Here is a 19,993-nt window from a genome sequence, read left to right on the forward strand (position 1 = left end):
GCTCCAAGCGTCTCACACCCGGCGACGAGACGACCTGTCAGTTCTGGTCGATTTCCCGGACAATAGGGCACGCATCGGGCGCGATCACCCGAGATAGAGCCGTCGTTTCGCGATGTACTGCACCACACCGTCGGGCACCAAGTACCACACCGGCTCCCCCCGGGCCACCCGGTCCCGGCAGTTGGTCGACGAGATCGCCATCGCGGGCACCTGCACCAGGCTGACCGTGTCGGCGGGGAGGTGCTTGGCGGACAGCTCGAAACCGGGGCGGGTGACCCCGATGAAGTGGGCCAGTTCGAAGATCTCGCCCAGATCCTTCCAGGACAGGATGCGATCCAGCGCGTCCGCCCCGGTGATGAAGTAGAGCTGCACCTTCGGGCCGTACTGGGCGTGCAGGTCGCGCAGCGTGTCGACGGTGTACGTCGGTCCGCCCCGGTCGATGTCCACCCGGCTGACCTGGAACCGGGGGTTGGAGGCGGTGGCGATCACCGTCATCAGGTAGCGGTCCTCGGCCGGGGTGACCGACTGGTCTGCCTTCTGCCACGGCTGCCCGGTCGGCACGAAGACGACCTCGTCCAGCCCGAACCGATCCGCCACCTCGCTGGCGGCCACCAGGTGACCGTGGTGGATCGGGTCGAAGGTGCCGCCCATGATCCCGACCCGGCGGGTGTCTTCCTCCATCCGGAGATCGTATGCCGGCCCCGCCCGGCCCGACCCGGGCCCTCGAACCGGGACGGGCCGGGCGGGAACAGAACCGGGCGACCCCGGGACGGATCGGAACGGGCAGGACCGAACCGGGACGGGCAAGACGATAGGGGCGAAACCGGGGCCGGGCGGAAGGGCTCGGGTCAGGCAGCGGCGGCGGCCACGGCCGTGCGGGCCACCAGGGCCCGGCGCAGGTCGTCGTCCAGGTCGGTGACCACCCGCCGCAGGCCGGCGGGAAGATCGTCGCGGGCCAGCAACGCCGCGGCCAGGTCCCGGGTGGGCTGCGCCACGGCGTACCGGGGGAAGGCCAGGTGCGCGACGGACTCGGCGGCCGAGGGGGTGCGCCGGGGCCACGCCGCCGGCATGTCGGCGAAGTACCGCGACACGTACGGCGCGGTCAGCTCGGCCTGCTCGGGCTGCCAGAAGCCCTCTGCGGCGGCCTCGACCAGCCGAACGGACAGCTCGGTGTTGCGCACCACGGCCTCCCACGCCGCCGCCTTGGCGGCCGGGTCGGGCAGCGCGGCCCGGCAGCCGGCGGCCCGCTCAGCCCCGGCGGCACTCAGGTCGGCCGCCGCCTCGGCGGAGATCTCCGCCTCCCCGGCCGCGCCGAGCACCACCAGCCGGCCGAGCACCGACCAGCGCAGCTCGGTGTCCACGGCCAGCCCGTCGGGCACGCCCCGGCCGGCCAGCCAGCCGGTCAGCAGGTCGATGTCGGTGGTCGCGCCGATCAGGGCCCGCGCGGTGGCCAACTGCCGCGACCCGCCCGGGTCGGCGGCGGCGAGCATCCGCCCGCAGGCCCCGGCGAGCCGGAGCAGCGCCGCCTCCCGGGCCAGCGGGTCGAGGTAGCGGTCGACCAGCGGCCGGGTCGCCCGCAGCACGTCCTCGATGAGGATCACCTCGGCCTCGCCGGGAAGCACGGTGTCGATCAGCCCCACCACCCCGGCGACCGGCCGCTCGCCGTCGGTGGCGGCATCCAGCGCCTCGCCCCAGAGCAGGGCCCGGGCCAGCGGGTCGGTCAGGGTCGGCAGCACCAGCGGTACGGCGTCCGCCGAGGCGGGGTCGAGACGGATCTTGGCGAAGGTGAGGTCCCCGGCGTTGGGCAGCAGCAGCCGGGCCGCCGGCTGCCCGACCAGCCCGGTGAGGACCGTCCGGCCCCCGTCGGCGTCCGGGTCGAGGTCGAACTCGTCCCGGGTGACCGTGCCGTCGGCGGCGTACCGGGCGACGCCGATCCGGTGCGGGCGCAGCACCGGGTGGGTGGCCGGGGCCGTCTGCACGATCGCCGCCTGCGCGTACCGGCCGTCGGCGTCGACGGTGACCTCGGCCCGCAGGGTGTTCACCTGGGCCTGGCGCAGCCAGCGCCCGGCCCAGCCGGACAGGTCCCGGCCGCTGGCGGCGGAGAGGGCGCCGAGCAGGTCGGCGAGGGTGGCGTTGCCGAACCGGTGCGCCGCGAAGTGCGCGTTCAGCCCGGCCAGGAACGCCTCGTCGCCCACCCACGCCACGAGCTGACGCAGCACGCTGGCGCCCTTGGCGTACGAGATGCCGTCGAAGTTGAGCAGTGCCAGGGCCGAGTCGGCGACCTCCTCGGGGGCGACGGGATGGGTGGACGGGCGCTGGTCGGCCGCGTACCCCCAGCCCTTGCGGCGCAGCGCGAAGGTGGTCCACGCCTGGTCGAACCGGGTCGCCTCGGCGGTGACCCGGGTGCCCAGGTACTCGGCGAACGACTCGTTCAGCCACAGGTCGTCCCACCAGCGCATGGTGACCAGGTCGCCGAACCACATGTGCGCCATCTCGTGGGCGATCGTGGCGGCCCGCTGCTCGCGCTGGCTGTCGGTGACCGCCGAGCGGAAGACGAGGTCGTCGCGGAAGGTCACCAGGCCGGGGTTCTCCATCGCGCCGACGTTGAACTCCGGCACGAACGCCTGGTCGTACTTGCCGAACGGGTAGCGCTCGGCGAACAGCTCGTGGAACCGGTCCAGGCACTGCCGGGTGACGGTGAGGATCTCCTCGGCGTCCGCGTCCAGGTGCTCCGCCAGCGACCGCCGGCACCAGATGCCCAGCGGGACGCCGTCGTGCTCGGCCCGGCGCACGTGCCACGGCCCGGCGATCAGCGTGAGCAGGTACGGCGCCAGCGGGGCCGTCGGGGCAAACTCCCAACGCCCCGGCCGGGGGGTGGCGACCGGCTCACCGTTGGCCGCGACCGTCCACTCCGCAGGGGCGGTGACAGCCAGGGTGACCGGGGCCTTCAGGTCGGGCTGGTCGAAGGCGGCGAAGACCCGCTGGGCGTTGTCCAGGAAGGACATGGCGTACAGGTACGTCTCGCCGTCGGCGGGGTCGACGAACCGGTGCAGCCCTTCGCCGGTGTTCGAGTACGCCATCTCGGCCTCGACGACGAGCGTGTTGGCCCCGGCCAGCCCGGCCAGCGGAAGCCGGTTGCCGGTGAGGACCCCGGGGTCGAGATCCTCGTCGTTCAGGCGCACGGCCAGCAGCCTCGCGGGGTTGACCTCGACGAACGTCTCCGCCCCGGGGGTCGCCCGGAAGCGGATGGTGGTGTGCGAGCGGAAGTGACCGCCGCCACCGGTCAGGTCGAGGTCCACCTGGTAGGACTCGACGGTAATCAGCGCGCCACGCGCGGTCGCCTCTACATGGCTCAGGCTCGGCATCCGCTTATCCTGCCCGATGGGAAACCACACTCGTTTCCCATCACGTTCTGCGATGGAGGAACCAACAATGGGTCAGCACCCCAAGGGCGACTTCGACCTGTCCCGGGCGATCTGGCAACGGGCCGAGGGCGACACCTCGGACAGCGCGGTCGAGGTGGCCTTCGTCGACGACCTGATCGGCATGCGCAACTCCGCCGAGCCGGAGGGCCCGGTGCTCGTCTTCACCCAGGCCGAGTGGGACGCCTTCGTCGCCGGCGCCCAGGACGGCGAGTTCGACCTGGACTGAGCCGGTCGACGAGACGTCGACCCTCGTCGGCGGCGGGATGGCACACCCGACCGGGGATGCCGCACCGCCGCCGACCCGGGGCCCGCCCGCTCAGTCGCCGTCTCCCCAGCCAAGGCCGCCCGGACCCGGCCCGTGGTGAAAGCCGGGATGGCCGGCCACGTCGACACACCGCTCGTCGTCCGGGCCGACCGCACCGCAGAACAGCCGCTCGGCCCGGTGCCAGGCGTCGGCCGGGGACAACGCGGCGGCCCCGAGGGCCAGCTCGGGGCGGAACAGGCTCAGCCCTTCGGCGTACGTGACGGCCAGCTCACGTGCCAGGTCGGCACCGTCGGCCGCGAACCCGAGGTGCACCGTGAAGTGGCGCGGCGGCGCCTGCCTGCGGGGCGGGGCGAGCAGCGGACGATCGGGTCCACCGATCCCGCCACCCGCCGGGCCTGCGCCCAGCCCCTTGACCGCCCGACGCTCCCGCCAGCGCCACGACCCGTTCTCCCGCATGCGGTCCTCCCCGTCCTCGCCGACCGGCGGGCCGCCGGTCGGCCCGTGCGAACCAGCGAACCAGGTTTCCGCCGCCCGGGGAGGGGCCAGCCGGTCGCGGATTCGCCCGCCGACCCCGGGTGAGCGTTTGACCAGCCGAAATGCGGGCATCCGCTGCGGCCCGGCCGATCGACGACACCACGGGAGGTGCCGGTGCCCTTCGACGTCAATGCGGGCGACCGGCCGGCCACCGCCGTCCCCGACGGGGCGGACGTGGCGGGCCGGCCGGGGGCGCTCTCGGACGCCGCCCAGGTCCGCCGCCGGCTCCCCGTCGAGTACGTCCTGCCGCTGCGCTGGTCCGGCGACGCCGGGCTGGCCGAGCTGACCGGCTACCTACACGAACTGGGCCGCCTCGTCGACGTGACCGTGGTCGACGGCTCCGCCCCCGAGGTCTTCGCCCGGCACGCCGCCGCGTGGCGGGGCGTGGTGCGCCACCTCGCCCCCGATCCGGCGGTACGCGGCGGCAACGGCAAGGTCGTCGGGGTGCTGACCGGGGTGGCGGCGGCCCGACACGAGCACGTGGTGATCGCCGACGACGACGTCCGCTACGACGAGGCGGGGCTGCGCGCCGCGCACCGGCTGCTCGGCGGCGTCGACCTGGTCCGCCCGCAGAACCACTTCGACCCGGTGCCCTGGCATGCCTGGTGGGACACCGGCCGGACCCTGCTCAACCGCGCCCTCGGCGCGGACTGGCCGGGCACCCTGGCCGTGCGCCGGAGCACCTTCGTCGCCATGGGCGGGTACGACCCGGACGTGCTCTTCGAGAACCTGGAGCTGGTCCGCACCGTGCGGGCGTACGGGGGTACCGAGGCGACCCCGCCCGGACTGTACGTCCGCCGGCTCCCACCGGACGGCGCGCACTTCCGCGGGCAGCGGGTCCGCCAGGCGTACGACGACCTGGCCCAGCCGGCGCGGTTGGCGACCTCGCTGGCGGTGCTGCCCGCCGTGCTGGCCGCGTTGGCGGCCCGCCGCCCCGGCCTGGTGCTCGGCGCGGCGACGGCCGTGGTGGCGCTCGCGGAGGTGGGCCGCCGCCGGGCCGGCGGGGCACGGGTCTTCCCCCGCACGGCGGCGCTGGCCGCCCCGCTGTGGCTGCTCGAGCGCGGCGTCTGCTCGTGGCTCGCCGTCGCCCACCGGGCGCTGGGCGGCGTGCCCTACGCCGATGCCCGCATCGCCCGCGCCGCCAACTCCCCCGGCGCCCTGCGGGCGAGGCGGAAGATCCGGGCGACACCCGAGGCGTGGCGGGCCGCCGACCGACGCAGCTCGCGGCCACTGCCCGGCCTGTGCCGGGAGTGACCGCGAGCTGCGCAGTACGGTGCCCTGATCAGTACCGGACCTGTTCGCGGGACTGCTGGGCCTGGTCCCGCACGTCGTGCGCGGCCGACCTGGTGTCGTCCTTGACCGCGTGCACGGCGTCCTGGGCGGTGGACCGCACGGACTCGGTGGCCTGCCGGGCCGGCTCGCGCAGTTCCTCCTTCAGCTCGTTGGCGACTTCGCCGAGCTTCTCCTTCACCGCGCCGGCGTGCTCGCCGGCCCGGTCCTTGACCTGGGTCGCCACCTGCTGCTCGCGGCGGGTGGCCGGGATCAGCGAGGAGACCAGCATGCCGACGCCGAAGGCGATCAGTCCGGCGGCCAGCGGGTTGCCCTCCGACTTCTCCCGCAGCGCCTGCGGCGCCCGCTGCGCGGCGTCGCCGACGGTGGAGGCCGCCGAGTGCGCCTTGTCGGAGACGGTGGAGGCCGCCGACGAGGCCCGGTCGGCCACCGAGTGCGCGGCGTGGCTGGAGCTGTGGCCGTAGTCGGAAGCGGTGCCCATGACCTTGTCCCTCACATTCTGCAGCGCGTTGCGCGCCCGCTGCGTACGGTCGTCGACGATGCGGGCCGGGCTGACCTTGTACGCCAGCGCGTCCACATCGGTGCTGAGGCTGTTGCGGGTGGCCTCGATCTCCCGGCGGATCTGGTCGGGATCGGTGCTCATCGGGTGACTCCCTCCGGATGGGGCTTGAGCGCGTCGGGGATCCGCTGCACGCTGTCGCTGGTCTGCCTGAAGCCGCGTACACGCTGGGCGTTCTTCTTGGCCATGGAGTAGAGGACGGCGGCGATCGCGCCCCAGATCACGGCGACGATCAGCGCCGCCCAGCCGGCGTCCATCACGTTGGACAGCCCGGCCCAGAGGGCGATCGACAGGAACAGCGCCACCATGTAGCCGCCGAAGCCGGCGCCGCCGAACAGGCCGGCGGCCTTGCCGGCCTTCTTGCCCTCCTGGCGGATCTCAGCCTTGGCCAGCTCGACCTCCTGGCGCATGAGCGTGGAGAGGTCGCTGGTCACCTGGCGCATCAGCTCGCCGATGGAGCTGCCCCTGACCTCGTCCGCGGTGTGCGGCGTGCCCAAGGGGCCGTACCCGGGGTCCACTCCGGGGTCCTGCGTCGGCACGGTCATCCCGTCGCCTCCCTTCGGATGGCTCGCGCGGTCACGGACGGATGCCGCTGGACGGCACGCCCGGCAGCGGGTCGGTCTGGGTCACCGGAGGCAGCGGCTGGCCGGTGCCACCGGCCGGATCGGCGTACCCGGTGGTCGTACCCGGGTCGGGGTAGGCCGCGCCCTGGCCGGAATAGCCGGCGTCGGACCCGGCGTAGGTGCCCGGGGTCGGGTCGAGGTAGCCGCCCGGCGCGATCTGGGGGGCCGGCGGGGTCGGGATGACGGCGGTCCGCTCCGGGTCGTAGCCGTCGGTCGGGCCGTACGCCCCGCGGGCGCCGCCGGTGCCGCCGGACGCGGCGGACAGGTTCCGGGTCAGCCGGCCGGCGAGCACGCCGAGCACGGCGGCGCCGACCAGGAAGGTGCCCGGGTTGCGGCGGGCGTAGCCCTTGACCTCGTTGACGATGTCGCCGGGCTGCCGCTCCTCCAGCCAGCCGGCCACGCCGTTGACCCGGTCGGCGGCCTGGTGGGCCAGCTCGGTCACCGGGCCGGCCTGGCCGCCCTGCTGCGCCATCGAGCGCATCTCGTCGGCCAGCGAGCGCAGCCCGCCGGCGGCCCGGCGCTGCTGCTCACCGGTCTGGCCGGCGAGCTGGTCGCGTGCCTCGCCGTAGAGGTTGCGGGCCTGGCGCTTCGTCTCGCCGACCACCTCCCGGCCCTGCTCCTTGGCGGTCTGGGCGACGGCGTCGCCGGCGTGCGCGGCCTCGGAGCCCACCTGGCGGGCCTGCTCCCGGACGCCGTTGCTCGGCTCCGCCCCGTACGTGGAGGTCGTGGGTGACAGATCGTAGGTCATGATGCCCCTTCCGCTCGAAAAGTCGTCGCGGTATCACTTCGTTGGGATTCGCTGGCCTTCATACCGCCGGCGTCTTTTGACCTACCCTCGGTCCCACCCGCTATACCTGATTCCTGATTTCTCTGCGGAATGTGTGAGCGCATACACAGAATGGAGGATCGTCGGGAGCTGCTGATCCACGGAGGTGACAGCGATGGCGCACGGAACCCCCAAGCCCCGGGTGCGGCAGGCCGCCGCCGCGGTGGCCGCGCTGTTCCTCCTGCTCGGCGTGCTCGGCTTCGTCCCCGGCGTCACCACCGGCTACCACGAGCTGACCTTCGCCGGGCACACCTCCGGCGCGAAGCTGTTCGGCCTGTTCCAGGTGTCGGTCCTGCACAACGCCCTGCACCTGCTCTTCGGCCTGGCGGGGCTGGTCCTCGCCCGCAGCGTCGGCGGCGCGCGGATCTTCCTGGCCGGCGGTGGCGCGGTCTACCTCGGGCTCTGGCTCTACGGGTTCGCCATCGAGTTCTCCGCCGAGCACAGCGCGGTCAACTTCATCCCGCTCAACGGCGCGGACAACTGGCTGCACCTGGCGCTCGGCTTCGGCATGCTCGCCCTGGGTCTGCTGCTGTCCGAGCGGGCCGGCACGGGTAACCGGCTCGACGACCCGTTCGACCGCCCCTGACCCGTCGCCCCGCTCCCCTTGTCGTCACGCCCGACGGCGGCGCGGCGGCCCAGGCCCGGTCGTGGGAGCCGGGACCGCCGAAGCGTCGGCCCCGCACCGGGGACGGGGGGGTCAGGCCGCGACCGGGAGGTGCTTGGCGAAGCAGCGGCTGTACGGGTTGGCGACGTACTCGCCGAACACCGGGATCGGGGCGTATCCGCAGGAGGTGTAGAGGCCGATGGCCGCCGGCAGGTAACTGCCGGTCTCCAGCCGGATCTCGGCGTACCCCTGTTGGAAGGCCAGTTCCTCCAGCGCGGCCAACAGTTGCCGGGCGATCCCCCGCCCCCGGTACGCGGGCCGGACGTACATCCGCTTCAGCTCGCCGGTGCGCGGGTCGAGCTCCTGGATGCCGCCGCAGGCGACGGCCCGGCCGGTGGCCACGAACGCGAGGTAGCGGATGTCGTCGTGGGTGACGGTCGCCTGGCCCTCCAGGCCGCCGTCGGCCTCCCGCAGCTCCCGCTGCTGCGCCGCGACCAGGGTGGCGATCTCCGGGTCGGTGGTGGGCCGCGATTCGATCAGCATCCCGAGAACGTAGGCCGCCCGGGTTTCCCCCAGGTTTCCGGCGGATGACCCGGCGGCGGAGCCCGGCGAGCGGTTCGTCGTAGGGCCGCCCGCCGGGCCGCCGGAGCTATTCGTCTAGGTCGGCGTCGAGGTCGACGTCCGACTCGGCGGCCGTCCCGTCGGCCCCCAGTTCGTCGTCCGAACGCACCCGGCGGGACTTGCGCGCGGCGAGCCGCTCGGCGGCCGAGGCCCGGGACGACTTCTCCTCCAGCCGCACGTCGGTGCCCCGGTTGCCCGGGACGAAGTCGACGCCCGCGTAGAGGGTGGGCTGCCAGTCGAACTCACGCTCGCCGATCCGCACCAGGTCGCCGGGGTTCGCGCCGGCCTTGGCCAGCTTGTCCTCGACGCCGAGACGGGCCAGGCGGTCGGCCAGGTACCCCACCGCCTCGTCGTTGTCGAAGTTCGTCTGCCGCACCCAGCGCTCCGGACGCACGCCCCGGACGGTGAACGACCCGTCCGACTCCGCCTCGACGGTGAAGCCGGTGTCGTCGACCGCCTTCGGGCGGATGATGATCCGGGTCTCCTCGGTCGGCGTGGCGGCGGTGCGGCCCTGCTCGACCAGCTCCGCCATGGCGAACATCAGCTCCTTGAGGCCCTCGCGGGTGGCCGCGGACACCTCGAAGACCCGCAGGCCGCGGGCCTCCAGGTCGGGGCGGACGATCTCGGCGAGGTCCCGACCGTCCGGCACGTCGACCTTGTTCAGGGCGACGATGCGTGGCCGGTCCACGAGCCCGCCGTACTCGGCGAGCTCGGCCTCGAGGGCGTCGATGTCGGCCAGCGGATCCCGGCCGGGCTCCAGGGTGGTGGTGTCGATCACGTGCACCAGCACCGCGCAGCGCTCGATGTGCCGGAGGAACTGCAGCCCGAGGCCCTTGCCGGTGGCCGCACCCGGGATCAGGCCGGGCACGTCGGCGACCGTGAAGATGTGGTTGTCGGCCTGGACCACGCCCAGGTTGGGCACCAGCGTGGTGAACGGGTAGTCGGCGATCTTCGGCTTGGCCGCCGAGATGACCGAGATCAGCGACGACTTGCCGGCCGACGGGAAGCCGACCAGGCCGACGTCGGCGACGCTCTTGAGCTCCAGGACCACGTCGAGCTGGTCGCCGGGCTCACCCAACTCGGCGAAGCCGGGGGCCTTGCGCCGGGAGTTGGCCAGGGAGGCGTTGCCCCGGCCACCCCGGCCGCCCCGGGCCACCTCGAACGTGGCGCCGGCACCGACCAGGTCGGCCAGCACCTCGCCGTCCGGGGTCTGCACGACGGTGCCGTTGGGCACCTTGAGCACCAGTTGGCGCCCGTTCGCGCCGTCCCGGTTCGAGCCCGCGCCGCCCTTGCCGTTCTCGGCCTTGACGTGCGGATGGTAGTGGAAGTCGAGCAGGGTGTGCACCTGCGGGTCGACGACCATGGTCACGCTGCCGCCGTGCCCGCCGTTGCCGCCGTCCGGGCCGCCGAAGGGCTTGAACTTCTCCCGGTGGATCGAGACACAGCCGTGCCCGCCGTCACCGGCCTGCAGGTGCAGGACGACCCGGTCCACGAACATCGTCACGTCGTCAATCCTTCCAGCGGGACACTCCCCGCGCGTACGAGAAAAGGCGAAGCGGGCCGGGACCTACCGGTCCGCGGCCCGCAACGCCTTCGAACTACTGCTGCGCCGGTACGATGCTGACGGTCTTGCGACCGCGCTTGGTGCCGAACAGGACCGAGCCGGCGGCCAGCGCGAAGAGCGTGTCGTCGCCGCCACGGCCGACCAGGTCACCGGGGTGGAACTTGGTGCCACGCTGACGGATGAGGATCTCACCCGAGCTGACGACCTGACCACCGAAGCGCTTCACGCCGAGCCGCTGGGCCGCAGAATCACGGCCGTTACGCGAGCTGGACGCACCCTTTTTGTGAGCCATTTGAGGACGACCTACTTCCCGCTGGAGATGCCGGTCACCTTGACCTGGGTCAGCGGCTGGCGGTGACCCTGGCGCTTGTGGTAGCCGGTCTTGTTCTTGAACTTGTGGATCTTGATCTTCGGGCCCTTGGTGTGTGCGGCGATCTCGCCGGACACTGCGACCTCGGCAAGCTTCGTCGCGTCGGTCACCAGGTCGTCACCGTCGACGAGGAGCACCGCGGTGAGCTTCACCGCGTCACCGGGGGCACCGGCGAGCTTCTCGACCTCGATCACGTCGCCCTCGGCGACCTTGTACTGCTTGCCGCCGGTCTTGACGATCGCGTACATCGGAGGCGGACTCCCTGTCGTTGAGGCTGCTGGCGGGCGTTCCCTCGGCGGCTCACCGGGTAGCAGAGGCACGGCGGCGTGGGCACGCGGGAACTCGGCACACCAAAGTGCGCCGCAAGATAGCCTACGCCATCGGTGGGCTGACGCCCAAACCGGGCCCCCGCCCCGTCAGCGGGCGCAGAGCTGGTCGAGGCGCTGCTGGAGCTCGTCCAGCTCCTCCTCGTCGATCGCGTCCACGTCGGTGCCCAGGGTGCCCACCTCGCTGGCCAGGTCGGCCAGCAGCGTCTTGAGCTGTGGGTCGGTGGCCCGGGCGGACTGCTGTCGCAGCGCGGTGCGCCAGCCGGCCAACGCGGCCTCGGCCCGCTTGCGGGCAGCCTCCGCCGTCGCGCTGTCGTTGGCCCCGACCGCGCCGATCATCCGGCCCAGCTCCGCCACGTACGTGCGGACCGCCGCACCGCTGGCCTTCTGGGCTGCGGCGCAGACCTCCGGGCCGTTCCCACCGGCCGGCGGCCCGAGCGACCCGCCGGCCGCGCCAGGGCCGGTTCCCCCCGCCCCCGAGCTGGCCCCGGCCGCCGCGGGCGGCGAACCGCTCGGTCCGGAGCGCTCGGCGGAGCAGGCCGCCCCGGCGGACAGGACCGCCATGGCGGCGGCGAGGGCGAGCAGACGACGCATTCTTCTTCTCCTGACCGGGGTGGCCGATCCTAACCGGGGCCGGGATGACCGACAGGGCCCCGCCCACCGGTGCTGTTGCCGGGGAAGGGGCCCTGCGGGACGCGCGGAAGGTCAGCCGGTCACGGGCGGGTGCGCCGCCGGGTACCGCCCCGGCGGGACCGGCGCCGGCCGGTGCCGCCCTCGGTGTCGCCGTCGGCCTCGTCGCCCAGGGCGTCCGGGTCGTCGGCCCCGGCAAGCCGGGGGGACTCGCCCTGCTGGCTGTCCGTCCCGGCCGGCGCGGCAGCCGCGTCCGCCTCGTACCGGGACAGGTCGTAGCCCATGGTGTCGTGGTACTCGACGACCGCGCTCCCGCCCGGCGCCTCGGGTGCCTCGGCCACCTCGACCACCGTGCGCTCCGGCGCGGCGTTCTTGCGGGCCCGCCGCCGCGGCGATGCCCCACCGGCCTGCTCGGCCGGGGCGGGGGTGGTGACGGCCGAGGCGACCGCCTTGACCTTCTCCCCCGCACCCGCGGCGCGCGGCTTCTCCGGCACCGGCTCGGTGTGGATGACCACGCCGCGGCCCTTGCAGCAGTCGCAGGTCTCGCTGAACGCCTCCAGCAGCCCCGCGCCGATCCGCTTGCGGGTCATCTGCACCAGGCCCAGCGAGGTGATCTCGGTGACCTGGTGCTTGGTGCGGTCCCGGCCCAGGCACTCGGTGAGCCGGCGCAGCACCAGCTCACGGTTCGACTCCAACACCATGTCGATGAAGTCGATCACCACGATGCCGCCGATGTCACGCAGCCGGAGCTGGCGGACGATCTCCTCCGCCGCCTCCAGGTTGTTGCGGGTGACCGTCTCCTCCAGGTTGCCGCCCGCACCGGTGTACTTGCCGGTGTTGACGTCGACCACGGTCATCGCCTCGGTCCGGTCGATCACCAGATGACCGCCGGAGGGCAGGAAGACCTTCCGGTCGAGACCCTTGAGGATCTGCTCGTCGATCCGGTACTCGGCGAACACGTCGCTGGTGCCGACGTACCGGCGCACCCGGTCGACCAGGTCCGGCGAGACGTGCGAGAGGTACGACTCGACCATCCCGTACGACTCGTCGCCCTCGATCACCAGTTCGCGGAAGTCCTCGTTGAACAGGTCCCGCACGACCCGGATGACCAGGTCCGGCTCCCCGTAGAGCAGCACCGGGGCGCCACCGGAGGCCACCTTGGCCTGGATGTCCTCCCACTGGGCCTGGAGCCGCTCGACGTCCCGGGCCAGGTCGTCCTCGCTCGCCCCCTCGGCGGCGGTCCGGACGATCACGCCCGCCCCGTCGGGGACCAGCTTCTTGAGCGCGTCACGCAGCCGCTTGCGCTCGGTGTCGGACAGCTTGCGGCTGATGCCGGAGGCGTTGCCGTTCGGCACGTACACCAGGTGCCGGCCGGACAGGGCGATATGGCTGGTCAGCCGGGCGCCCTTGTGCCCGATCGGGTCCTTGGTTACCTGCACCAGCACCGAGTCGCCGGACTTGAGGGCGTGCTCGATCGAGCGGGCCCGGCCCTCCAGACCCGTGGTGTCCCAGTTCACCTCGCCGGCGTACAGCACGGCATTGCGACCCCGACCCACGTCGACGAAGGCCGCCTCCATGCTCGGCAGGACGTTCTGCACCTTGCCGAGGTAGACGTTGCCGGCCATGGTGCCGGAGGAGTTGCGGGTGACGTAGTGCTCGACCAGCACACCGTCCTCCAGGACGGCGATCTGGGTACGGTCGCCGCGCTGGCGTACCGCCATCACCCGGTCGACCGCCTCCCGGCGGGCCAGGAACTCCGACTCGCTGAGGATCGGCGGACGGGTCCGCCGCTGCTCCCGGCCGTCGCGGCGGCGCTGCCGCTTCGCCTCCAGTCGGGTCGACCCGGAAACGCCCTGCACCTCGTCGACGGCCTTGCGCGGCTCGCGGATCTTCACGACGGTGGGCACGCCGTCGTCGGCACCGCCGTCACTGTCCCCGGCGCCCCGCCGACGACGACGGCGGCGGCGGCGGGTCAGCCCGTCCCCGCTCTCCTCGCCCTCGTCCTCGTCGCCCTCGGCCTCGGCGGTCTCCTCCTCGGCCTGGGCGGTCTCCTCGGTGTCCTCGTCGGCGTCGTCGTCCGCGCCGCCCTTGCCGCGCCCCCGGCCCCGGCGGCCACGCCGACGCCGCCGGCGAGCCGCCGCGGTCTCGTCCTCGTCCTCGTCCTCATCCTCGTCGTCCTCGGCGGCCTCCTCGGCCTCCTCGATGACGGGCTCCTCGATGGGCTCCACCGCCTCGACGAGCTCGGCCTCGCGGCGACCGCGGCGACGTCGCCGGGTCGGCTCGGGCTGCTCCTCGGCCGGCTCCTCCTCGATCACGACGGGCACCACGACCCGGGCGACCGGCGCCTCCTCCGGCTGGGGTGCCATGAAGAGCACGGTGGGCGCGGAGAGCGCAGCCCGACGCCGCCGGGTCTTCGGCTCGGCGGGCTCGGTCGCCTCGACGGGCACGGCCGGAGGCACGGCGGGCACGGCCGCGCCGGGCGGGACCTCCCCGGCGCGGTTCTCCGCGCCGCTGGGCCGGGTGCCGGCGGCGGCCTGCGCCTCGGCTGCCCGGGTGGCCTCCGCGGCCTGGTCGGTCTCCTCGTCCTCGGCCGCCGCGCCGTCGACCGGCTGATCGGCGGCGGGCGCGGACGTGGCTTGGGTGGCGGCGGACGACGCCTCCGCCTGGGTGGCGGCCGGTTCGGCGCCGGCCTCGGCCGGGGCCTCCGCCGCGGGCGCGGTGGCCTTGCGGCGGCGGGTCCGGGTCACCTTCACCGGGGGTACGACCTCGGCGGACGCCTCCTCTACGCCGGCCGCGACGACCGGCTCCTCCGCCGCCTTCGCGGTGGTCGCCTTGCGGCGGCGGCGCGGCGTCTTCGGGGCCTCATCCAGCTCACCGGCGATCGGGGCGAAGACCTCGGCCTGGGGGGACTCGCTGCTGGTCGAGCCGGCGGAGGTGGACGCCTCCGTCGGCGCGTCGGTCTGCTCCGGCTGGTTCAGCGGGGCAGCCCGCCGCCGGGTGGCCCGCTTGCGGGGCGGGGCGGGCGGCGCCTCGGCGGCCGGTTCCCCACCGGGCGCCTGCTGGGCGGCGGTGGACCCGCCGACCGGGGCGACGCCCTCGGCTGTGCCGGCGACGGTGCCGCCGCCGGTGTCGGTGGTGCGGTCAGCGGTCTCGCCGGCCGGCTGTGCACCGGTCCGTTCGCCGCCCTCGGGCTCGTTCTCGAGCATGGAGGTTCTCCAGTTCTGGCTGCCCCGGGCGCGGTTGAGCGCTGCCACGCAGGGTTGCCGCAAAAGTGTTTCCGCCGGGCGCGCGAGGTGCGCGACCGCCGAAGTCTGCCTGCCCGAGCGTTGACCGACGGTCAACGCTCATACGATGGCTGCCCCGATGCGGTCCGCGTCCAACGGATCCACGATCGCGCCCTGCGCGGTCAACGTGCCCTGCGCCAGCCGGATCACCCTCGGGGCGACCGGCGGCTCCAGGTCGGCCACCGCGCGGAGGCCGGAAAGGACGTCATCGGGTCGTACGGACGGGGTGACCTGCCGGACGACCAGTTCGAGTATCGCACACGGTACGGCCGGGGCCCCGGAAGGCGTCTGCGGAGACGCAATCACATCGATGCTGATAACTGCCGCGCGAGCATCGAAGGTGCGGCGGCCCTGCTTGGTCATCCGCTCGACCTGGACCTCCTCAGCGGCGGTGAAGGCGGCCACCGCGCGATCCAGCACGGCCGGCTCGACCCCCGGCAACTCGATCCGCCAGTGTGACGCCTCGATCCGGTCGGCAAGACCACCGCCGGAGGCGACGACAGCTTCCAGGATGTCGAGGCCGGGCGAGAGGGCGGCGTCCAGGGCGGCCCGCAACTGTTCCGGGTCGACCGGCTCGCGGAGCCCGATCTCGAGGTACTCCGCCTCGCTGGCCACCCCGGTCGGGGCGGCGCTGGCGTAGGAGATCTTGGGGTGCGGGGTGAAGCCCTGCGAGAAGGCGATCGGCACACCCGCCCGACGCAACGCCCGCTCGAAGGCACGGGCGAAGTCACGGTGCGAGGTGAACCGCAGCGGTCCACGCTTGGCGTAACGGATCCGGACACGCTGGACGATCGGGGCCTGCCCGCCCTCCGGCTGTGGTTTCCTGCTGATCGTCGTGCTCCTCGGACTCAGAACCGGTTGGTCGTGCAGGTGCCGTCTCCGACATGCCGTGACCGTGACGACACCTACCTGATCAACGCAGCGGGCGGTGGTGGCCGGCCGTGGGTCAGGGGTGGGTGTGGGTGGGCACCTTCAGGCCGGCGCCGTTGAGCGGGGTGAGCGGGAGCAGCTTCTGGCCCGTCGGGCCGATCTGGATCTCGGTGTCCATGGACGGGCAGACCCCGCAGTCGAAGCAGGGGGTCCACCGGCAGTCGTCCTGCTCGTACTCGGACGTCGAGTCCTGCCAGTCCTTCCAGAGCCAGTCCTTGTCCAGGCCCGAGTCCAGGTGGTCCCAGGGCAGGACCTCCAGCTCGTCGCGCTCCCGGGTGGTGTACCAGTCCAGATCCACACCGAAGGCCGGCAGCGTCGCGGCGGCGGCGTCCACCCAGCGCTGGTACGAGAAGTGCTCGCTCCAGCCGTCGAACCGGCCGCCGTTCTCCCAGACCCGGCGGATCACCGCACCGACGCGGCGGTCGCCGCGACTGAGCAGGCCCTCGATCAGCGACGGCTCGCCATCGTGGTAGCGGAAGCCGATCGCCCGACCGAGCGACCGGTCCGAGTTGATCTCCTGCTTGAGCATCCTCAGCCGGCCGTCGATGACCTCCGGCCGCTCCATCTTCGCCCACTGGAACGGGGTGTGCGGCTTCGGCACGAACCCGCCGATGGAAACCGTGCAGCGGATGTCCTTCGAGCCGGTGGCGGCCCGGCCCGCCTTGATGACCTCGTGGGCCATCCGGGCGATCTGGAGCACGTCGTCGTCGGTCTCGGTGGGCAGGCCGCACATGAAGTACAGCTTGACCTGCCGCCAGCCGTTGCTGTACGCGGTGACGACGGTGCGGATCAGGTCCTCCTCCGACACCATCTTGTTGATCACCTTGCGGATCCGCTCCGACCCGCCCTCGGGGGCGAAGGTCAAACCGGTGCGCCGGCCGTTGCGGGACAGCTCCTGGGCCAGGTCGATGTTGAACGCGTCCACCCGGGTCGACGGCAGCGACAGCGACACGTTGGTGCCCGCGTACTGCTCGGCCAGGCCGGAGCACATGTCGCCGATCTCGGAGTGGTCGGCCGACGACAGCGACAGCAGGCCCACCTCGTGGAAGCCGGAGAACTCCAGCCCCTGCTGCACCATCTGCCCCACCGTGGTGATCGACCGCTCCCGGACCGGCCGGGTGATCATGCCGGCCTGGCAGAACCGGCAGCCCCGCGTGCAACCCCGGAAGATCTCCACCGCGTACCGCTCGTGCACGGTCTCGGCGAGCGGCACCAGGGGCTTCTTCGGGTACGGCCAGGCGTCCAGGTCCATCGTCGTGCGCTTGTGCACCCGGAACGGCACGTCCGCCCGGTTCGGCACGACCCGCTGGATCCGCCCGTCGGGCAGGTAGTCCACGTCGTAGAAGCGCGGCACGTAGACGCTCTCGGTGCGGGCCAGCCGCAGCAACAGCTCGTCCCGGCCGCCCGGGGAGCCCTCGGACTTCCACTCCCGGACGATCGCGGTGATCTCCAGGACCGCCTCCTCGCCGTCGCCGAGCACGGCGGCGTCGATGAAGTCGGCGATCGGCTCCGGGTTGAACGCGGCGTGCCCGCCGGCCACGATCACCGGGTCGGCGTCGGTGCGGTCCGCCGCGAGCATCGGGATGCCGGCCAGGTCGATCGCGGTGAGCAGGTTGGTGTAGCCCAGCTCGGTGGAGAACGAGATGCCGAACACGTCGAAGTCGCGGACCGCGCGGTGGGCGTCGACGGTGAACTGCGGCACGCCGTGCGTGCGCATGAGGCTCTCCAGGTCGGGCCAGACCGCGTACGTCCGCTCGGCGAGCACGTCAGGCAGCTCGTTGAGGACCTCGTACAGGATCTGCACGCCCTGGTTGGGCAGCCCGACCTCGTAGGCGTCCGGGTACATCAACGCCCAGCGGACGGTCGCCGTGTCCCAGTCCTTGACCACCGCGCCCAGCTCGCCACCGACGTACTGGATGGGCTTGGTCACCTGGGGCAGCAGCGGCTCCAGCCGAGGCCAGACGGAGTTGGCCGCGGCGGGGCGCGGGGTGGTGGACGGGACGCTCATGTGTTCCAAGGGTACGGCGTCCGCCCACCGGCCGCCGCGTCGCATCCGCCGCGCGTCCGGCCCCGCCCCGGAAAGGACCGGTCGCGCCTACGCTGATCAGCGTCGCGGCCGGGGCGTACCCCGCCCACGAGCCCGGCATCGGCCGGTCCGGCTGCTGGTGCCCGGCACGCGCCACCGGGACATGGTCGAATCGCGGTCGGTGGCACGCCGGTACTAACCTCGGACCGGCGCGAGAGGAGATTGCCGCGATGCCGCACCCGCAGCCGGGAGCAGACCGACCGGCCGACGGGGGCACCCCGGCCGCCGACCGGGGCCAGGATCTGGCCACCGCCGGCGAGTCGGCCCCCTCCCCCGAACCACCGCCGGGCCCGCGCGGCGCCACCGCGCCGCCCGCCACCGCGGGCGTGCCGGCCGTGGACCCGGAGGGCCCGCCCGCCCCGACGGAGGACGCCACCCCGACGGAGGACGCCACCGGCTCCGCCGGCACCCCGGGTGACGGCGCTCCCGACGCGACCCTCCAGGCCGGCGATCCCGGACCGGTGGCCGAGAAGCCGGCCTCGCGGGGGCCCACCCGGGGCGACCCCGGGACGCGGCCCGAACCGGTCACCCCGCCTCTGGCAGCCGACACCGTCCCCCAGCCGGCCGGGCCGGATCCGACCGCGGCCGAGGCGACCGTCGGACAGAACGGCCCGGACCCCACCGCGGTCGAGGCCACGCCGGGGCGAACCGGCCCGGACCCGACCCGGATCGAGGCCACGCCGGAGCGAACCGGCCCCGACCCCACCCGGATCGGGGACACGCCGGCCGGCCCGGACCCGGCTCGCGGCGGTGCTGGGCCGACGCCGGCTGTTCCGGCCCCCGACCCGACGAAGGTCGACGCCCGGCCGGACCGGACCACCCTCGACCCCGCCGCCTCCGCGCCGCCGACGCCCCGGTGGACCGGCTCCGCGCCGGTCCCACCGCCGCCGCGACGCAGGAGGAACTGGGGCGAGTCGGCGGAACCCACCCCACCGCCACCCGCCCCGGTCGGGCACGGCCCGCTGCCGCCCCCGGAGAGCCAGGTGCCGGTGGACCCGTGGGCCGGCGTGGACACCGGCAGTTGGGACCTGCACTCCGCCGAGCTGCCCCCGCTGCCGCCGACGCTGTCGTACCCGACGCCGCCGGCCGCCCGCCGGCACCCGGGGCCGGCCGCCGGCTCGGCACCCGTCGTCGGGCCCCCGACCCCGCCGCCGGTGGCCCATCCGGCCACCCCACCGCAGGGTGCCCGGCCGGTGTCGCCCGCGGCCCGGCCCGTCAGTTCGCCGCCGCCCGTGGCCCGGCCGCCAGCGCCGACCCGTCAGATGCCACCGCAGGCCCTACCGCGTCAGGTGTCACCGCCCGCCCCGCCGCGTTACGTGCCGCCGCCGGCTCTGCCGGTCGCGCCGTCCCGGCCGCCGCAGCAGCACCGGCCCGCCCCGCCGCCGGCGGCACCGACGCCGCCGCCCGCGCCGAAGGCCCCCCGCCGGCGCCGTCGGCGCTGGCCATGGGTGCTGCTGCTCAGCATCGCCTGCTGCTGCGGCTGCCCGGCCTACTGGGTCAAGCCGATGTGGGAGCAGTACCCGGCGAGCGCCGCGCTGCCGCAGCAGATCTCCGACCTGTCGCTGCGCGAGGACGCCCGAAGCCAGGCCACCGCGAAAGAACTGGAGAAGGAGGTGCGCAAGGCGCACCTCCTGACCGAGGACACCTTCGCCGGCGTGTACGCCTCGTCGGCGGGCAAGCCGGTGGCGGTGTTCGGCGGCACCGGGTTCCGGCTGACCCCGGAGGGCGACGCGGACGACGAGATGACCCGGTTGACGGAGCCGTACCGGCTCGGGGACAAGCAGGTGGTGGAGACCGGCGTCCGGGGCCGGTTCGAGCGCTGCGCCGTCGGTGCCCTCGACGGCACCGACGTGGTGGTGTGCACCTCGGTCGACCACGGCAGCCTCACCACCGGCGTGTTCACCCAGCTCTCCGTCGACGACAGCGCCCGACTGCTGGACACCATGCGCAAGCAGATCGTCACGCCCGACCAGGCCCCGGGCGCGACGGGCTGAGGCCCGGCGCGACCAGGGGTGGGGTCGGGCGAGGCCGGCAGCCAGGGACCGGGAGTGAGGAG

At 73.8% G+C, this 19,993-nt stretch carries 18 protein-coding genes; 4 read left to right on the forward strand and 14 right to left on the reverse strand.

What is annotated here, in order from left to right:
• Positions 1-84: 84 nt before the first annotated feature.
• Complete coding sequence (gene nadD, locus ACFYZF_RS26195; protein WP_387025076.1) at positions 85-681, reverse strand: nicotinate-nucleotide adenylyltransferase; 597 nt, start codon at positions 679-681, stop codon at positions 85-87.
• Between the two features lie 167 nt (positions 682-848).
• Positions 849-3,365, reverse strand: coding sequence for an aminopeptidase N (pepN, locus tag ACFYZF_RS26200; RefSeq protein WP_387025078.1), 2,517 nt, complete (start codon positions 3,363-3,365; stop codon positions 849-851).
• A 67-nt stretch (positions 3,366-3,432) separates the two neighbouring features.
• Here pepN and ACFYZF_RS26205 point away from each other — a divergent pair, with 67 nt between their 5' ends.
• Positions 3,433-3,651, forward strand: a complete 219-nt coding sequence (locus tag ACFYZF_RS26205) for a DUF397 domain-containing protein (RefSeq protein ID WP_350887135.1) — start codon at positions 3,433-3,435, stop codon at positions 3,649-3,651.
• 90 nt (positions 3,652-3,741) lie between these two features.
• Here the strand turns inward: ACFYZF_RS26205 and ACFYZF_RS26210 are convergent, their stop codons facing one another.
• Positions 3,742-4,146, reverse strand: a complete 405-nt coding sequence (locus ACFYZF_RS26210; RefSeq protein ID WP_387025080.1) for a hypothetical protein — start codon at positions 4,144-4,146, stop codon at positions 3,742-3,744.
• 192 nt (positions 4,147-4,338) lie between these two features.
• On the opposite strand from ACFYZF_RS26210, the gene ACFYZF_RS26215 reads away from it, so the two are divergent.
• Positions 4,339-5,478, forward strand: a complete 1,140-nt coding sequence (locus tag ACFYZF_RS26215) for a glycosyltransferase (protein WP_387025082.1) — start codon at positions 4,339-4,341, stop codon at positions 5,476-5,478.
• Positions 5,479-5,506: 28 nt separating this feature from the next.
• Here the strand turns inward: ACFYZF_RS26215 and ACFYZF_RS26220 are convergent, their stop codons facing one another.
• From ACFYZF_RS26220 to ACFYZF_RS26230, 3 genes are read right to left on the reverse strand one after another with little or no spacing between them, the layout of a single operon-like run.
• A complete protein-coding gene (locus tag ACFYZF_RS26220) occupies positions 5,507-6,157 on the reverse strand; it encodes a DUF3618 domain-containing protein (protein WP_387025084.1) in 651 nt (216 codons plus the stop codon).
• Positions 6,154-6,618, reverse strand: a complete 465-nt coding sequence (locus tag ACFYZF_RS26225; RefSeq protein ID WP_387025086.1) for a phage holin family protein — start codon at positions 6,616-6,618, stop codon at positions 6,154-6,156. The genes ACFYZF_RS26220 and ACFYZF_RS26225 overlap by 4 nt, the downstream gene beginning before the upstream one ends.
• Positions 6,619-6,649: 31 nt before the next feature.
• On the reverse strand, positions 6,650-7,444 hold the full coding sequence (locus tag ACFYZF_RS26230) for a hypothetical protein (RefSeq protein ID WP_387025088.1): 795 nt from the start codon (positions 7,442-7,444) through the stop codon (positions 6,650-6,652).
• Positions 7,445-7,637: 193 nt separating this feature from the next.
• Here ACFYZF_RS26230 and ACFYZF_RS26235 point away from each other — a divergent pair, with 193 nt between their 5' ends.
• Positions 7,638-8,108 carry a DUF4383 domain-containing protein gene (locus ACFYZF_RS26235; protein WP_387025090.1) on the forward strand — a complete coding sequence of 157 codons (471 nt, stop codon included), beginning with the start codon at positions 7,638-7,640 and terminating at the stop codon, positions 8,106-8,108.
• 111 nt (positions 8,109-8,219) lie between these two features.
• Here the strand turns inward: ACFYZF_RS26235 and ACFYZF_RS26240 are convergent, their stop codons facing one another.
• The 8 genes from ACFYZF_RS26240 to ACFYZF_RS26275 form a co-directional block, all read right to left on the reverse strand.
• A complete protein-coding gene (locus ACFYZF_RS26240; RefSeq protein WP_387025092.1) occupies positions 8,220-8,669 on the reverse strand; it encodes a GNAT family N-acetyltransferase in 450 nt (149 codons plus the stop codon).
• A 106-nt stretch (positions 8,670-8,775) separates the two neighbouring features.
• Positions 8,776-10,251 carry a GTPase ObgE gene (gene obgE, locus ACFYZF_RS26245; protein WP_387025094.1) on the reverse strand — a complete coding sequence of 492 codons (1,476 nt, stop codon included), beginning with the start codon at positions 10,249-10,251 and terminating at the stop codon, positions 8,776-8,778.
• Between the two features lie 94 nt (positions 10,252-10,345).
• Positions 10,346-10,603 carry a 50S ribosomal protein L27 gene (gene rpmA, locus ACFYZF_RS26250; RefSeq protein ID WP_387025096.1) on the reverse strand — a complete coding sequence of 86 codons (258 nt, stop codon included), beginning with the start codon at positions 10,601-10,603 and terminating at the stop codon, positions 10,346-10,348.
• 11 nt (positions 10,604-10,614) lie between these two features.
• Complete coding sequence (gene rplU / locus ACFYZF_RS26255; RefSeq protein WP_161691814.1) at positions 10,615-10,929, reverse strand: 50S ribosomal protein L21; 315 nt, start codon at positions 10,927-10,929, stop codon at positions 10,615-10,617.
• 168 nt (positions 10,930-11,097) lie between these two features.
• Positions 11,098-11,601: a hypothetical protein gene (locus ACFYZF_RS26260; protein WP_387025098.1), complete on the reverse strand. Its 504-nt coding sequence runs from the start codon at positions 11,599-11,601 to the stop codon at positions 11,098-11,100.
• 119 nt (positions 11,602-11,720) lie between these two features.
• Positions 11,721-14,843 carry an Rne/Rng family ribonuclease gene (locus ACFYZF_RS26265; RefSeq protein WP_387025100.1) on the reverse strand — a complete coding sequence of 1,041 codons (3,123 nt, stop codon included), beginning with the start codon at positions 14,841-14,843 and terminating at the stop codon, positions 11,721-11,723.
• Positions 14,844-14,981: 138 nt separating this feature from the next.
• Positions 14,982-15,695 (reverse strand): TIGR03936 family radical SAM-associated protein, encoded by a 714-nt coding sequence (locus ACFYZF_RS26270; protein WP_387025138.1) that lies wholly within the window; start codon positions 15,693-15,695, stop codon positions 14,982-14,984.
• A 172-nt stretch (positions 15,696-15,867) separates the two neighbouring features.
• Positions 15,868-17,859, reverse strand: a complete 1,992-nt coding sequence (locus ACFYZF_RS26275; RefSeq protein ID WP_387025102.1) for a TIGR03960 family B12-binding radical SAM protein — start codon at positions 17,857-17,859, stop codon at positions 15,868-15,870.
• A 248-nt stretch (positions 17,860-18,107) separates the two neighbouring features.
• Between ACFYZF_RS26275 and ACFYZF_RS26280 the strand changes: the two genes are divergently transcribed.
• Positions 18,108-19,931, forward strand: a complete 1,824-nt coding sequence (locus ACFYZF_RS26280; protein ID WP_387025104.1) for a hypothetical protein — start codon at positions 18,108-18,110, stop codon at positions 19,929-19,931.
• Positions 19,932-19,993 lie beyond the last annotated feature (62 nt).

The organism is Micromonospora sp. NPDC001898, assembly GCF_042891255.1.
Classification (GTDB): Bacteria; Actinomycetota; Actinomycetes; order Mycobacteriales; family Micromonosporaceae; genus Micromonospora.